The sequence below is a fragment of the Paenibacillus amylolyticus genome (assembly GCF_051136285.1).
In the GTDB taxonomy this organism is placed as follows: domain Bacteria; phylum Bacillota; class Bacilli; order Paenibacillales; family Paenibacillaceae; genus Paenibacillus; species Paenibacillus amylolyticus_F.
Genome location: NZ_CP194938.1, coordinates 243144 through 259510, shown reverse-complemented (window position 1 = coordinate 259510; position 16367 = coordinate 243144). Strand labels below are relative to the sequence as shown.

The following is a 16367-nucleotide window of genomic DNA, read 5'->3' as shown; positions in this document are numbered from 1 at the left end:
TTGCAAGATGTCTTATTCTCAGGCTTCTCTCCACATCCGTTCTTCTGCATAATTCAAAATCCGTTGCAATTGCGGCTCTGTATCAGCATCCCAGAAGCTCTCTTGGGGTAAAGTCACTTGAACACCTTGGTATTTTGGGTTGCAAAGCATTTTACGTGCTCCCTCGTCTCCATGCAGGGACAACAACGGACCGAACATGTGGGAGCGAAAAGCAACCGGCGGTTTACCTCCCTCACCTTCCGTGCCCGATACATAATCACACATGGGGTTATCACCCAATACCGCAGCGACATGATTGATCTCCTCTGTCGTTAGAAGGGGTTGATCTGCCATCAGAATCAGAACGCCTTTCGGCCTGTACTCCATGGCTGTCCATATACCGCAGTGAAGAGAGTTCGCCATACCGCCGGCATAATCTCTGCATAATGCAATGCGGAATCTGGATTCTGAATTATACGTGTACGAGGATGTTCGAAGCCATACCTCGGACACCCATTCAAGGCTGTCCTCCGGTTTGACCACACAGACAACCTGATCCAAACCGGAGTTCAGGGCGGCTTCCAGTGTCCATGCCGCCAGCGCTCTTCCATCCGGCATGGTGACCGAGAGTTTATCTCGTCCGAGCCTGGTGCTCTTACCCGCCGCCAGAACGATACCTGTCGTTTGCATAAGCTCCGCTCCTTTTTTTGACCATCAACGCGGAATTCCTGGTCGTTCTTATCCGTCTGTCCGCAATCAATTCAGCAGCAATGCTGATCGCGATCTCCTCCGGTCCGGCTGCCCCGATGGACAAACCAACCGGACTATGCACATGATCCAGCGGCGGCAATCCATCAAGTAAACGAGCCGTACGGGTACGTGAACCCATAATGCCGAGATACGCATATTGACTGCCCGCCAGCAGTTCTAACATCTCTCGTTCCCGCGGGAATTGGTGGCTCATCAGAAGGATATAATCCTGTTCCTTAATGTTTAGTTGCGAGAAAACCTCCTGAGGAAACCCCTGTATCAGTACTGCTTCAGGAAAACGTTCGGGTGTACAGAAGGAATCTCGCCAATCTGTGATGACTACACGAAATCCAGCGGACTGAGACAATCTGGCAACCGGTACAACGTCATTTCCGGCTCCAACGATGATCAAACGCGGTTTGGGAGCATAGTGCGAAGTGAATGAGTGAGGATGAGAAATATTCCATGGTTTTATCCAATGACTCGATTCTATTCTTGAGCATTCATATTGGACGTCACTGTAACCTTCATTAAATGTTCGACCAAAAGAGATCATTGAACCAGTATCCAAAACTAGCTGCATCTGTTGTATAATGTAACGCAATTCCCCGATAATTGGCTCAATCAGCACGACCACAAGACCGCCGCAGCCGATCGTTTCACCCCAAGACAAGTCATCTTCGGGTCGCATATCGTAAGTAGCAAGCTCGAATTGCTCCGTCTCCAGTACCCGGCTCACCCGCATTTGCAGATCACTCTCCAGACAGCCCGGGCTGATACTGCCAAACATCCTGCCGTCCTCGGTAATGATCATGCAGACGCCCTGTTTACGATAAGCATGCCCTTCCACCTTAATCGCAGTAGCGAGCACGCTTCGAGTTTCCCGAGTCGCAATAGCACACAGATCATGCATTTCCATCTGAGCCGCCACCTTTCTACCTTCTGCCATTCATCCTTCTCGGGATTAGAAAATTAATAGGCCGGAAAAGCTGGTGTACGTGTACGTTTCGATTACATGCGTTTCATGAGACGGGCAATGCTTTTATTCGACTCTCGCAGTACGATATTGCGGTCAATTGTCTGGATCTTACGACTACTCAGCACAACGCTGCCATCGATAATAACGGTTTCCACACAGCTACGAGTTGCTGAATAGACAACACGGGAATAAATATCGGTTTCATAGGATGGGTATGTGTGAAAATCATCGAGATCCAGCAGGATCATATCTGCTTTTTTGCCTACTTCGAGACTGCCGATTTCTCTGGACATGCCTAACACTTCCGCACCACCCATCGTTGCCATACGCAGTACCGTTCTGGCATCCATCACTGTCGGCCCATGCGGCACCTTCTGAATCAGAGCCGTCATACGCATTTCCTGGAACATATCCAGATTATTATTACATGGCGCACCATCTGCCCCGATCCCCACTGCGATCTGCCGGTTCAACAGGTCGGGGATGTCCGCAATCCCGGAGGAAAGTTTCATATTGGAACCGGGACAATGGGTGATTTTTACACCACGTTTGCGAATAATCTCCTTCTCTTCCTCACTCAGCCACACACAGTGAGCAAGCACGAGCCGAGGGGTAGCCAGGCCAATGTGATCAAGGTAGACGATGTTGCGCATACCTCGTTCATGTTCTACCAGTTCAATCTCCCCACGATTCTCGGAGGCATGAGTGTGCACCTTAACGTGATATTTATTGGAGAGGTCACGCACCTCCACCAGCAATTCCTCTGTGCAGGATACGACAAACCGTGGACAGAAAGCATATTGAATGCGGCCCCCGCCAAAACCGTTCCATTTTTCCAGCAAATCAACGCTTTGCTGTAGTGACTCCGCCGTATTTTCGCGCAGAGGTTCAGGAACCTCATCCCCATGATCCATCATCACTTTGCCTGAGATCACCCGAATGCCGCTCTGTGCCATCGCTTGAAACGCGGATTCCGTATGATGCACCGTCTCCATGTCAAGAATCGTCGTTGTACCGCTGGAGATCAGTTCCCCTAGCCCGAGCATCGCCGAGTAATATACGGATTCTTCATCATGCGCCGCCTCCAACGGCCAGATGCGTTTGCGAAGCCAATCCATTAACTCCATGTCGTCCGCACGTCCGCGAAACAACGTCTGGCACAGATGAATATGGGTCTGGATAAAGCCGGGCAGCAGCACTTTCCCTCGTGCATCAATGACCTGATCTGCCCTCGTCTCATCAATGTGTAAGGCAATTTCTTTGATTTTGTTATCTTCAATGAGCAGATCTCCCGTAAATACATCTTCTTCCGCATTCATAGTGACGAGCTGTGCGCCTTTGAGAAGAATCTTTCCCATGCCAATCTCCCCTATCCCCGTTCTATCTTGTCTATTTGTCCTGTGTTGTTCGTTCTCTACCTCATGCTCTTTCTCTGTAACTACCAGCCAATCGCGATTCCATCCCCTCTGGGGTCAGCTGCGCCACTGATCAGGCCATCCTCCCGAATGACAATCCCCTGTGAGTGTCCCATAATTCCATCCCATGGCGCTCTGGCTTCAACCTTATGCCCCCATTTCGCAAGAGCAGTACACACATCATCGTGGTACCGATTTTCCACTCGCATCGTGTCACTCTTTTCACCCCATGTACGACCATATAGCCAGCGTGGCAGGTTAATCGCCTCTTGAATACTCATACCATAGTCCAGAACCCCAGTCAGAACAGATAACTGCGTCTGCGGCTGCCCTTCTCCACCTTGTGTACCAAGCAGCATAACGGGCTTCCCGTTACGCATCACCAGACCTGGCATGAGCGTGTGAAAAGAACGTTTGCCTGGCTCGAGAACATTGGCTTCCTTCGTGTCCAGAGAGAAAAAAGAACCCCTGTTTTGCATTAAAATCCCCGTATTGCCCGGGATATAAGCTGCGCCAAAATCATAGTACAAGCTTTGGATAAAGGAGACGGCATTACCTTCAGCGTCCACCACTGCAGCATAAGCGGTATCCTGCCCCAAGATTGGAGACAAAAATGGCTGTGCAGTAGACGGCGCAGACTGGATTTCATTCCATAGCTGCCGTGCATAGGGTTTGGATAACAGATGGGTAAGCGGGATCTCTCTGAAATCCGGGTCAGTCAGATACCGATCTCGATCCTTAAAAGCCTTTTTCACCACTTCGACCATCAGATGATAAAATTCAGGTGACGTACGTGCCACAACAGACAGATCTACATGCTCCAGCATGTTCAACATCATCAGCAAGGAGAACCCTTGTGAATTAGGCGGCAGCTGATAAACCTCGTAACCACGATACGATGTGCCGATAGGCTTCACCCACTCGCCCTGATGATTAGCGAAATCTGCTCGTGCAAGCATCCCTCCGTCTTCCCGAATAGCTGCCGTTAATTGTCTGCCTAGTTCTCCCGTGTAGAATACATCCCGCCCTTCGGACTGTATAAGTCTTAAGGAGGCGGCAAGCTGTTTCTGAACGAAAATCCCCCCTTCCTGCAAAAGGGTGCCAGCAGGGGCAAAGACCGCTCGAAGCGGTGTATGCCCCATAATCAATTCCTCATCCCGTTCCATCCAGAACCGCAGATCACGGGATACAGGGCAACCTGCGTCTGCATACTGCACGGCGGGTTCAAGCAATTGTGCCCAAGGAAGCCTGCCGTACCGTGACCAGACCGCCCACCACGTATCCACCATCCCAGGAACGGTGATGGCACTGAGTACCCCCCGCTGCGGTATCGCTTTGAGCCCCATAGCTTTAAACGTTTCTGCATGGAGCCCTTCAGCCGAGCGACCGCTTCCGTTATAGCCCGTAACCTCACCGCTTGCCCCGTCGTGAATCAGGAAAAATGCATCTCCCCCAAGCCCCGTCATGTGCGGGAACACTACACCAAGGGCTGCACTCACGGCCACAGCAGCATCATAGGCATTGCCCCCCAGATGAAGAATGGAACTCCCCACCGCACTTGCCAGATAATGTGGTGTAGTTACCATTGCGTTTCGCCCCATCGGCATCTGATTTAACATGCAGCTCCCCCCTTTCCTGAATCTAATCGGATATGTGAAAGGTCAACTTCCCCGGTAAGTACTATATCCCCCTGGTGCAATCAATAAGGGAATATGATAATGACTCACGGCGTCCATCACTGCAAAACGAATGGGCACCACAGTCCACAAAACATTGCCCTTCTCCGTTTGAGCTCCTTGTGCAAAATATCGATCTACATGGAAACGCAGTTCGTATTCACCCTCTTCCAGCATCCCTTCCCGCAGCAAAGGTGCATCCAGACGCCCGTCCTTATTCGTACGCGATTCCGCCACCTTACTTCTACATTCCACGTCTCCCGACCTTTTTACAACGTACAGTTCAATCCGCACTCCTGAGGCAGGGACACCTTTGGATGTATCCAGCACATGTGTAGTAATTCGGCCTGCATTTAGTTGCATCGGATACCATCACCTTCTATCTTCTCTTTTCATCATTCTCAAGATCCGCCCCGCACTGTGAAAGCCATTGTCGCAACCGTATATCAGCTATCTTAAAGACTTCATTTAATGCTGTCCCGAATTCATCCTCCGGACCTCTCCTCTGCCGAATTCGCATCGATTCAAGAATGGATGCAGCTGTATGCCCCTTAACTGCTAATATGAATGGAAAGCCAAATTGCATCGTATACTCTTTGTTTAACTGCCGAAGCTCGTTATACTGTTCTATCGAGAGTGAATCCAGACCGGCACCTGTCTGCTCCTCGGCAGAGCTTCTGCTCATGCTGATTCGCGCCCCCAAGTCCGGATGCTTACGAAGCAACTCCAGCTTCTCTTCCTGCTCCAAAGCCAGAATTTGTTGTGTCATAACACGCATCATCTCTTCCAATGAATCAAAAGGCCGAAGGACGGCAGAACGCTCTGCAATCCATGCCGAATCTTCAAACAAAGAGCCGAATGTTTGTATAAACTGTGCATCAGACCAGCTATTAATGAGATGTATAGGATCACTCATGTTAAAACCTCCGGTCTAAGATCGATTATTGTTCCTCATTATATTCATCACAATAAGATGTGACAATAATATTCACGCTGTTTTGTGATATAACATAACATCAAACATGTGAATTGTTATTCATGCACGGGATTTCTCTTTTCTTTTTCCTCTTCACGTTAATAAACCGCACTCACCGGTTAGGAAAGTGCGGTTTATTTCATCGTTGTATGACTGTATGACCATCACTCAGCGCATCTCTTACATTATGAGCATCATAAGCATCACGAGCATTAATCATTACATCCGAAGTCTGAGAGGTTTTTTTTCTTTATCCTTCACGAACTTACGGAAGGTGAAGACCAGCTTTAATTTGAGCAAATCATTCGTCTTTTTGAAATCCAATTGCAGCAGACTGCTGATCTTCTCCATACGGTAAGTTACCGTATTTCGGTGTACATAAAGCTCTTTGGCTGCTTCATTAATTAATCCATCATTTTCAATAAAAGACTCCAATGTGCTCATGAGCACCTGATTGGGATCGCCGTCTCTGGCCAGCAATGGTTCGAGCACTTTGTTACAGTAATTCTCCATAATTTGTTCCGGCACATGTTGGAAAACATACGCAAATTCCAACATCTCAAATTGTAATGCTCGATCCTTCATACCGAACCTGTGAGCCAGATGACGTGTATCCAGACATTCATGATACGCTTCACGCAGTGACGTCGGCTCATGTTTCATTTTACTAATCCAGAAACGAGGCCCCGGTGCCCCCTTGGCTTCTTGGGCTGTGAATACATCGCCGAATCGATTGATGAGAAAAGCAGATAACTCTTCACCATAATCACGCCCGGTTGGACAATTATAGATAGAGAGGATTCCCTCATTCATCTGAAAATGCTGGGAAGCGGTAAATTGCATCAGCGGATTGTACTGCAGCTCCCGATGAATCTGTTTGAGCAGTTTGCCCTCAGCGAAGATATTCGGTTCCAGCGTAGTTAACACACATTGATACGTGCCTTGAAACAGGTGCACGCCTTTATTTTCACTCAAAGTCATGAGTTCCTGCATCGTTAGTTTCTGATCCACATACTGGGTAAGCAGCGTGCGCATCTCATCCTGAACCGTTGGATTGATATGCTCGCGGTAAGTCATATCCATGTAAAAGGCAAGCACATCTGCTGCCTGCTGAAATAGCTCTTCCTCCGCTCGCAGGGACAAGGCAGAGTCCGTATATACCAACAAGAAACCATACTCTTCGTCCGTTTGTTTAATCGGCACACGATGACAACTTCCCTGATTCCATTTCACCCGGTGCATGACCGATTTCCAAGGCCAACCCTGCATAACTCCATTGTCCGACATTACATCGTCATTCGCATAAAGTATGTGCCCGCGCGGACCTATGACTGCAATCGAATAATTGAGGATCATGGACATTTCGGCAAACACATTGCGATGCTGTTGCTGCTGTAATGCAAAATGCATCAATTTCTTCTGTTTCTGCACCACCTCATGAAGCAATCGATGACTGCGTTCATGCTCCACTTTAAACAAAGCATTCATCTGATCGGAGAAGGTGAACTGGAATGGAAGTTCCAAGAGTGGCAGACGAAGTCGATCCGCTTCCTCCACAATGCCTTCGGGAATGGATTGCCAGAAACGTCCGAGCTTGATACCAAGACCGGCACATCCACGTTCATTTAGACGTTGCATCAATCGAAGGGCGTCCGGCTCACTATCTTTTATCATAAAAGCAGTCGTAAACAGCATTTCCCCCGATTTGATCCAATCTGCAATATCAGGGGCGTCCATGACGTTTACAGACTTCATCATGCGTGAAGTCCCTTCCTCGCCTGCAACCAGTTTAGCCTCGGACAGCGGGTATACCTGTAAAGCTTCTTTAACGGTAAGCTGCATGGACATGACCTCCCATATAATTGACGTATAATGTAACCATCTCACTTAGTAAAGACTGTTTATTTATCATCCCACCCAAAAATCAGAATGATCAAAACCTTTTCTTCAGTTATTTGTTAAGTATTATAACACCAACTTCCAAAAAGAAGCTTACATGAGAAAAAAATAAAACCTATGTCTCCATGACAGCATCATCATGCTGCCACGGACATAGGTTTTATTTTTTACATACGCATCCTCATTTTTATAACAGCGATGATCAGCCTGATCAGATCAAATCCCCATCTTTTCGTGATTCAACCATAATTTCATACGGGATAATACATCTTTGATATTTAGCGGTTTGCTGAGATAGTCATTTGCACCGGCGGCGATACATTTATCCCGATCTTCCTTCATCGCTTTGGCTGTGAGTGCAATGATTGGAAGCTCCGTCAGCCCCAGTCGTTCCCGAATCCGGCGAGTTGTTTCATATCCATCCAGTTCCGGCATCATAATATCCATCAGGATGATATCCGGTTTAAGCCCTCCTTGTTCCAATAGCTCCAGACATTCCGTTCCATTCTGAGCAGAGATCACATGCATGCCATATTGCTCCAAAGCATTCGCAAGTGCATATACGTTACGGATATCATCATCCACGACAAGAATACGGCGGCCGCTAAATAAGGATTCCTGGAGCGGAGTTAGCAAGATCTCCCGATTCTTCATATCCACCTGCACCTGAGGTGATGACGAGATATTATGTTCTTCTGACGTTGTTTCTTCTGTTTCATCAATAAAAAGTCTGTGGCCCTGCTCATTCTTTACTGCTGGGCCTTCTCTATGCAGAGGAAGAAACAGCGTGAATACACTGCCTTGTCCCACGCGACTTGCTGCCGAGATTGAACCACCTAACAACGAAGCAAGGGATTGAGAGATAGAAAGGCCTAACCCTGTACCGCCATATTTACGGGCAGTTGCACCATCAGCCTGTTTAAATGCCTCAAAGATCTGAACCAACTTATTCTCCTCGATGCCAATTCCTGTATCACTTACGGAAAAAGCAATGACTTCTGTATCCTGCCCCGCTTGATCGGGCTCGGTCAGACTCATTTGAGAGATCGTCAGCGCAACTTCACCTTCACTCGTAAACTTGAACGCATTCGAAAGTAAATTTCTTAGAATCTGATGCATCCGCATCTCATCCGTTTTAATCGTATCCGGCAGCGGGCTCTGCAATTGAATTCGGAAGTCAATTTTTTTCTGCTCTGCTGTTTTCAAGAAATACTGATTCATCACTTCTGGCAACGTGTCGAGATAAACATCATCAAACTCCACTTCCATCTGCCCGGCTTCAACCTTGGACAGATCAAGAATATCGTTAATAAGGTTCAGCAAGTCTTTACCCGATCTATGAATGACGGCAGCATAATTCTGTTCTTCACTGCTCAGATGATGATGTTTGTTCTCAGCCAAAATTTCGGAGAGAATCAGCATGCTATTGAGGGGCGTTCGCAGCTCATGCGACATATTCGCCAGAAATTCCGATTTGTATCCCGAACTTGTGCGAAGTTGATTGGCCAGCACCGCAAGTTCTTGGGCTGTATTTTCGGCAGCACCTTTCTGGGCTTCCAAACGTTCATTCAGCATATGCAATTCTTCTGTCTGCATCTGTAATTCTTCCGTCTGTGATTGCATCTCTTCCGTTTGAAGCTGCAACTTCTCTGATTGTGCCTGTAACTCTTCGTTCAAGACCTGTGACTCATCATAAAGCTGTTGCAACTCCATCCGCGTGACCGTCGAATGAAGCGAAACACCGAAGATCACCGTTAATTCCCTGATCCATTCCATGGATTGCTCTGGTAAAGGCTTCATCGACGCGAGCTCCACGACAGCTATGGTCTTTCCTTCAAACAGGATAGGCACAACAGTAAGTGAACTTGCCGAGGTATGGCCTAACCCGGAAGCAATCCGGATGTAATTCTGGGGCAGATCATTCATTCGCAGAACCCGCTGCTCCATGGCACTTTGGCCCACCAGGCCTTCGCCGGGTGCAAGTGATATTTTCCCAAGTGAATGTTCCTTCTCACCGCCCCCTGCATAAGCAGCCACACGTACCAAGCGGTTGTCTTTCCAGTAATACAGCACACTGTACGGAATCTCCAGCATAGCAGCAAGCTCACTGAGGAACAAACGGGACAAGCCTTCCAGTGTTGTTGGGTTCTGCAAAAGCGTAGCAATACCCGTGAGTTGATCCTTCACCCGGTTTTGTTCCTGTACTTCATCCAGCAACTTATTCGTTTCATGCCCGAGATCAGCGACTTCATCTCGTGTTCGCACTCGTATCCGTTGCTTCAGGTTCCCCCCTCTGGAAATATCGCTAATCGTCTGCTTCACTTCTTGAAGCGTTCTCACAATATTGCCAGAGATGATTAAAGCTGCGGCAATGGACAACGCTGCAATCAGAGCCCACAGAGTGTACATGATCGTCAGCAGAGTCGAACTACGGTTCGCTAAATCCGTCACTCTGGCTTCCGTCAGCATAATTTCGGTATTACGAAAGGTGGTAAGCTGGGACCGAAGTAGATCAATTTCCCTTTTACCGGGATCTGTTTCAAAAAAAGCGAGAACCTTGTCCTGATCCCCTTCTTTCTTCAGCTGTACGGATCGTTCGCCAGCAATCTCAATCCAGCGGGTAATATGGGACTTAATATTTTGCAAACTTTGTTGCTGTGCCGGGTTATCGCTGATTAAGGAATATAACTGATCATAATTGGCGTTCCACTCAGAAAGACCTTGATCATAAGGCTGAAGATAACTCTCTTTTCCGGTAAGCATGAATCCTCGTTGTCCCGTTTCCATATCCAGCACATTTTTTTCAATCGCGTTGGTCAGATTATGTACGTCCAGATCATGATGACTGATAAAATCATTTTCCTTCTGCAACACATCGATTTGGGCCGAAAGTACCAGCAGTACTACACCAAATAAAAGCACAACCACAAGATAGCCCAATACAATTTTGGAGCGTATCGTAAATCTTCTCGTTTTAGACAACGTAGGACCCTCCAAATATTGATGAATACTGAATAAAGTCATGAAATCTGTTGCATTAGTATTTTATATGTATAGATATCGTCTGACAAGCAAAATATGCGGAAATATAAGAAAAACGACCTGCTTTCGCAGGCCGCCTTCCGGGACTTTATTCGTATTTATTAATAATTGTAAAAAAGTCAGATCGTAATGAAGAGTTTAGGCCTTTGGTGCAATCATTTTGGCCGGGTCTACATATTGATCGAACTGTTCTTCTGTAAGAAGCCCCGTTTGTAACGTAGCTTCCTTCAAAGACAATCCTTCCTTATGCGCCAGCTTTGCAATTTTGGCTGCATTTTCATATCCAATGTGAGGATTCAGAGCCGTAACCAGCATAAGCGAGTTATCCAGATTATGTTTGATCTGATCCAGGTTTGGCTCAATGCCTACAGCACACTTGTCGTTAAATGCAATGATGGAGTCAGCAAGTAATTGCACGGATTGCAGGAAGTTATAGATAATGACCGGCTTGAATACGTTCAGCTCAAAATTACCTTGGCTGGCCGCGAATCCAATCGCCGCATCATTCCCCATCACTTGCGTCACAACCATCGTAATCGCTTCACTCTGTGTCGGGTTCACTTTACCTGGCATAATGGAACTGCCCGGCTCGTTCTCAGGGATGCGAATCTCACCGAGGCCGCTACGTGGGCCGCTTGCCAGCCAGCGTACGTCATTGGCAATTTTCATCATATCCGCTGCAAGCGCTTTTACTGCACCGTGAGCATACACCACTTCATCATGGCTTGTCAGAGCGTGGAATTTGTTCGGCGCAGATACGAAATCTTTGCCTGTATGTTTACCGATCTCCTTGGCAGTAAGATCACCAAAGTCAGGGTGTGCATTAATTCCCGTTCCTACAGCCGTACCACCAATCGCAAGCTCTTTCATGTACTCTACGCTCTCGCGAATCATACGCTCACTCTTGCCCAGCATCGCTTCCCATCCGCTGATCTCCTGACCCAGCGTAATCGGTGTCGCATCCTGAAGGTGAGTACGTCCGATTTTGATGATATCTTTAAACGCTTCCACTTTTTCCGCAAAAGTCGCTTTCAACACGGCAATCGCTGGCAACAACTGATCTTCCACAGCAAGAACACCTGCGACGTGCAATGCTGTTGGGAACGTATCGTTGGAGCTTTGTGACATATTCACATCATCATTCGGATGCAGGCGCTCTTCCTTGCCCTTTTGCTCCAGCAACTGGTTACCCAGGTTGGCAATGACTTCGTTCACGTTCATGTTGGATTGTGTACCACTGCCCGTTTGCCATACAACTAATGGGAAGTGATCGTCGATACGTCCTGCTATAATCTCGTCTGCCGCATAAGCAATCGCATCTGCCTTCGCCGCTGATAATTTTCCTAATTTATGGTTACTTGCCGCAGCACTTTTTTTCAAAATGGCAAGAGCGCGCACCAATTCCATGGGCATATGCTCGCGTCCAATCGGGAAATTCTCCTTACTGCGCTGTGTCTGAGCGCCCCATAGCCTGTCGGCTGGTACTTTCATTTCGCCTAACGTATCTCTCTCAATGCGGTATTCCACTTGCTTGTCCTCCTCCAAAATATTGGTCTGGGTCTCTACAAAGCTTGTGTATCTCGTCATATTATACATGATTTGCGAGCAGGTTTTCACCTTTTCGACAAAATTGTAAGCGTAGCGCAAAATGGAAGGAATCAGAGTGAGTTCAATCCATCACCGACTATTTTTGAGCAGCAATCGGATATAGACGACTTGTCTGTTCGAACAATTCCCCTGGCTGCAGGCCAACAAGACCAATCTCTTCCGCAGAAATCCCTTCTAGATTCGGGGCATTGACCAGATTCATCTGTGGTTCCGGACAGAAAAATTCATTGCAGGCATTATTGTTCCAGATCATCCAATGTTTATAAGATGTACCTACATCGTATACCAGCTTGTCTCCTGTGCGGTGATCCGTCAGTTCCATATAGTTACGGCCATTCTGAGGCTCCGCGGTATAATGGTTATCCATGGCTGCAAAAAACGGACTGACTCCGCCCTGTTTAAGCTGTTCTTCTTCCGGTGTAAGCGGTTGAATTTCTCCCGTTGGCAGAGAACGCTCATTTAATTCACGGCGCTGACCAATGGTCACTTTCGCTGTATAATCCGAAGACTGACTGTCCGGTGCAAAAGGAACTTTAATCGCCGTATGGAAAGCAAAAAGGTTTGGCATATATTCTGTACCCGTATTGTTCACGATCAACTGTTGTTGCAGTCCATGAATGCTCAAAGAATAACGAAGCGTTACACTGAACGTAAACGGCAAATATTTGTAGAAAGCATGGCCTTCTCCAATACTTTGGCTGAGCGTGACGTAACTCTCCTGATCATTGGAGCCATAACCTTCCACCGTCCAAGCCACATCATGCAAAAATCCATGCAAATGATTGCCTGTCGCAGGTTCATTGATCGGCAGTTGATAGACTTTGCCATTCCAAGGGAAACGCCCATCCTCATACCGGTTTGGCGGGGATAGAATCGGAATGCCGTACACGGCAGGAGCCGCCATGAATTCATCCATCTGATCCTGATCCGGCTCGCGCAGGTAGCTATATCCTTTTTCCGTATCCCGAAAAGCAACCAGGTTCGCGCCAACGCTTGGAATTACTGCTGCTTCCAATGAAGCAAAGCGAAGCCATACCGCAGGAATGCCGCCAAATTGTTCTTCAAACGCTGTATTCTGTTGTGTCATCGTTATATGTACCTCCTGCATACTAAGGTTATATTATACGGCTCGACTATATCATGATTGCGCATAAAATAACAATCTGAGATCGAGAACAAATGAAACAAAGTATGGAAAAACAAAAAGACAGCTGCAGGTTCAGCGGCTGTCTTTTTCGGTCTACAGCTCTGCCATATCAGGCGAGCATCTTAGTCTAATTCTACGTATCTACCATACTTCGGCACTGCATCTTCTTCAAAATGCTGATCCAGCTGCCTGAGCGATTCATGCAGCATTTCCCCGCTTAACACATGTCCGTGTCCCGTCACGGCCACCTTGGGTTCCAGCTGTTTGATGTGCTGAACCGATTCATGCGCGGCCTGCCAATCCGTTGTAAAATACGCCGGTGGGCCATGCAGCTGTTTGTCCTGCAGTAGAACACTCCAAAGCGACTCTTGCTTCACTGTGACTATCGCGTCACCAGCAATCAGCAAACGATCCGCTTCGCGGAACAAAGACACATGCCCCGGTGTATGACCTGGTGTATGCACCCAGCTCCATCCCGTTATTCCGGGCACAGAATGATCCTGGGGCAGACTGAACACCCGATCATCCAGATTGATTGCTTCGTTAGGATACGTAAATGACAACCGCGCCATCAGACCCCCGCCCACGGAAGGGTCTGCCGGGGGATAATTACTCAAACCCGTGAGATATGGGATTTCCAGTGGATGTGCATACACCGGCACTCCCCAGAATTGTTCCAGTTCTATCACCGTTCCCACATGATCAAAATGACCATGCGTTAAAATAATCGCAGACGGCGGACCTTGAAAACGCTCGGTTGCCACATCAACAATGTGATTCGTGAATTTTGACATCCCTGTGTCCACGAGGACCCAGCTCCTGCTTCCCGGTTCTCCAATGAACACGACATTCACAAAAAGGGTACGCAAGCTCAAAATATCAGGAGCCACTTCCTGGGCGCTGGTCATTCCTGATGTGATCAGATTGTCAAATGCCATTCACGGTTACCTCCCATCAGGCGAATTGTCTCTCTGGTTAAGTTCATCTCGTAGACTTCCCTTTTCTGGAATATCTATTCGGAATCTCGAAAAAATAAAAATAGACGTTGCGCACCCTGCTCAGGGCACACACCGTCTAGTATAGTCAGGCAACTCGGACAATAGAACAAGAACATCTGCTACCTGTTAAGCCGGATAAGCGTCCAAAGCTGCATCCAGCAATTGATTGTACAGATCGTCATCGTTTTCCAGCAACTCGTCCATTTTCAGCAGTTCTTCTTCGTCTCCCGACTGCTCCGTAAAATGCAAACTGTAATCCCAATCCTTGCCGTTCTTGCTCATAAACGTAACTTCATATACGGACTTGTCACCATCCGTCTTAAATACCGTACTTCCTACAAAACTTTTTTCATCCTCACGACGCATCTCTGCGCGAATAATTTCGATATTCACTCTTATACTCTCCTTTTAATCTCTCATTTAAAGCATTTCTCCAACTTTCTGGCAAAGCTGTTTGGTAATTATTATTGGTTAATTGTACAATATATATCGTAGCAACGTATACATTATTCAAATAAGGTTCTATGCTGACTCCTCACACACGCCAAAGAGGACTATAATAGACCGCCAGCTACGATATTCATATCACATTGGAGGAAAAAATAGCATGAACAATTTTGAATCAAATTTGCAACAATACGCTGAACTGGCTGTCAAAGTAGGTGTCAACGTACACCCTGGCCAAACGCTTGTGGTGAATGCGCCGATTACGGCAGCTCATTTTGTACGCTTGATCGTCAAGGCTGCATACAATACAGGTGCGAAACTGGTCAAAGTCAATTGGAGTGATGAGACGGTTACCCGTCTTCACTATGATCTGGCTCCAGATGAAGCGTTCTCCATTGAACCGAAATGGTTTGCAGGCGAGATGACTGAGCTTGTTGAAGAAGGCGCAGCAATTCTGCATGTCATTGCGGAAAACCCGGATCTGCTGAACGGAGTCGCTCAGGAGCGCATCGTAACGAGCCAAAAAGTTCGCGGTAAAGCGCTTGAGAAATATCGAGCCTATCAGATGTCTGACAAGTTCAGCTGGTCCATTGTGGCTGTCCCTTCCCCTGAATGGGCAGCTAAAGTATTCCCGGATCTGCCAGAATCACAGCAAGTAGATCGCCTGTGGGATGTTATTTTCAAAACGGTACGCATTGGAGAACAGGATGCCGTCGCAGAATGGAAAACACACCTGCAGAACCTGGACTCCCGTGCAGATCTTCTGAACAGTAAAAAATATAAAAAGCTCCACTACACCGCTCCGGGTACAGACTTGACGATTGAACTTCCAGAAGGTCATATCTGGGTATCCGGCGGCAGTGTAAACGAGCAAGGACATGTGTTTATTGCGAATATGCCTACAGAGGAGGTCTTCACTGCACCACTGAAAACCGGTGTGAACGGTACTGTGCGCAGCACGAAACCACTCAGTCACGGTGGCAATTTGATTGACGGCTTCTCTCTCACCTTCAAGGATGGACGTATTGTCGATTACACAGCAGAACAAGGTGTGGATGCACTGAAAAACTTGATCGAAATGGATGAAGGTGCACATTATCTGGGCGAGGTTGCACTTGTTCCACACAAATCGCCGATTTCGGACACGAACATTCTGTTCTACAATACATTGTTTGATGAAAATGCATCGAATCACTTGGCGATCGGAAATGCCTATGCGTTCTGTCTGGAAGGCGGCAAAACGATGTCCAAGGATGAGCTGATCGAACGTGGCATGAACTCCAGTCTAACCCACGTTGATTTCATGATCGGTTCGGCTGAAATGAACATCAACGGTGTAACATCTGAAGGTACAGAAGAACCCATTTTCGTGAATGGAAACTGGGCATTTTAATTGGCCCTATGCCTGAAGAGAGGAGATTTCTCCTCTCTTTTCCTGTGTCTGAATCTAA

At 47.4% G+C, this 16367-nt stretch carries 13 protein-coding genes; 1 reads left to right on the top strand and 12 read right to left on the bottom strand.

Going from position 1 to position 16367, the window contains the following annotated elements; genetic code table 11:
* Positions 1-18: 18 nt before the first annotated feature.
* The 12 genes from ACR8BL_RS01170 to ACR8BL_RS01115 all read right to left on the bottom strand — a co-directional run bounded on the left by ACR8BL_RS01170 (position 19) and on the right by ACR8BL_RS01115 (position 14862).
* Positions 19-669, bottom strand: a complete 651-nt coding sequence (locus ACR8BL_RS01170; protein WP_434750913.1) for a nucleotidyltransferase family protein — start codon at positions 667-669, stop codon at positions 19-21.
* Positions 635-1678, bottom strand: coding sequence for an XdhC family protein (locus tag ACR8BL_RS01165; protein WP_434750912.1), 1044 nt, complete (start codon positions 1676-1678; stop codon positions 635-637). Before ACR8BL_RS01165 ends, ACR8BL_RS01170 begins: the two co-directional genes overlap by 35 nt.
* Before the next feature lie 62 nt (positions 1679-1740).
* Positions 1741-3066 carry a 5'-deoxyadenosine deaminase gene (locus ACR8BL_RS01160; RefSeq protein ID WP_434750911.1) on the bottom strand — a complete coding sequence of 442 codons (1326 nt, stop codon included), beginning with the start codon at positions 3064-3066 and terminating at the stop codon, positions 1741-1743.
* 80 nt (positions 3067-3146) lie between these two features.
* A complete protein-coding gene (gene ggt / locus ACR8BL_RS01155) occupies positions 3147-4742 on the bottom strand; it encodes a gamma-glutamyltransferase (protein ID WP_434750910.1) in 1596 nt (531 codons plus the stop codon).
* Positions 4743-4784: 42 nt separating this feature from the next.
* Entirely contained in the window at positions 4785-5162 is a 378-nt protein-coding gene (gene uraH / locus ACR8BL_RS01150) for a hydroxyisourate hydrolase (protein WP_434750909.1), read from the bottom strand.
* A 16-nt stretch (positions 5163-5178) separates the two neighbouring features.
* The gene (uraD, locus tag ACR8BL_RS01145) at positions 5179-5715 is read right to left on the bottom strand and encodes a 2-oxo-4-hydroxy-4-carboxy-5-ureidoimidazoline decarboxylase (protein WP_434750908.1); all 537 of its coding nucleotides are present in this window, start codon (positions 5713-5715) and stop codon (positions 5179-5181) included.
* A gap of 279 nt (positions 5716-5994) precedes the next feature.
* Positions 5995-7617, bottom strand: coding sequence for a PucR family transcriptional regulator (locus ACR8BL_RS01140; RefSeq protein WP_434750907.1), 1623 nt, complete (start codon positions 7615-7617; stop codon positions 5995-5997).
* A gap of 273 nt (positions 7618-7890) precedes the next feature.
* Positions 7891-10656, bottom strand: a complete 2766-nt coding sequence (locus tag ACR8BL_RS01135) for a CHASE3 domain-containing protein (RefSeq protein WP_434750906.1) — start codon at positions 10654-10656, stop codon at positions 7891-7893.
* A gap of 198 nt (positions 10657-10854) precedes the next feature.
* Positions 10855-12243: a class II fumarate hydratase gene (fumC, locus tag ACR8BL_RS01130; RefSeq protein WP_434752969.1), complete on the bottom strand. Its 1389-nt coding sequence runs from the start codon at positions 12241-12243 to the stop codon at positions 10855-10857.
* Positions 12244-12400: 157 nt separating this feature from the next.
* A complete protein-coding gene (locus ACR8BL_RS01125; RefSeq protein ID WP_434750905.1) occupies positions 12401-13411 on the bottom strand; it encodes an aldose 1-epimerase in 1011 nt (336 codons plus the stop codon).
* Positions 13412-13593: 182 nt separating this feature from the next.
* A complete protein-coding gene (locus ACR8BL_RS01120) occupies positions 13594-14409 on the bottom strand; it encodes an MBL fold metallo-hydrolase (protein ID WP_434750904.1) in 816 nt (271 codons plus the stop codon).
* Positions 14410-14595: 186 nt separating this feature from the next.
* Entirely contained in the window at positions 14596-14862 is a 267-nt protein-coding gene (locus ACR8BL_RS01115; protein ID WP_434750903.1) for a hypothetical protein, read from the bottom strand.
* 214 nt (positions 14863-15076) lie between these two features.
* Here ACR8BL_RS01115 and ACR8BL_RS01110 point away from each other — a divergent pair, with 214 nt between their 5' ends.
* Positions 15077-16309, top strand: coding sequence for an aminopeptidase (locus ACR8BL_RS01110; RefSeq protein WP_434750902.1), 1233 nt, complete (start codon positions 15077-15079; stop codon positions 16307-16309).
* The last annotated feature ends 58 nt before the right edge of the window (positions 16310-16367 follow it).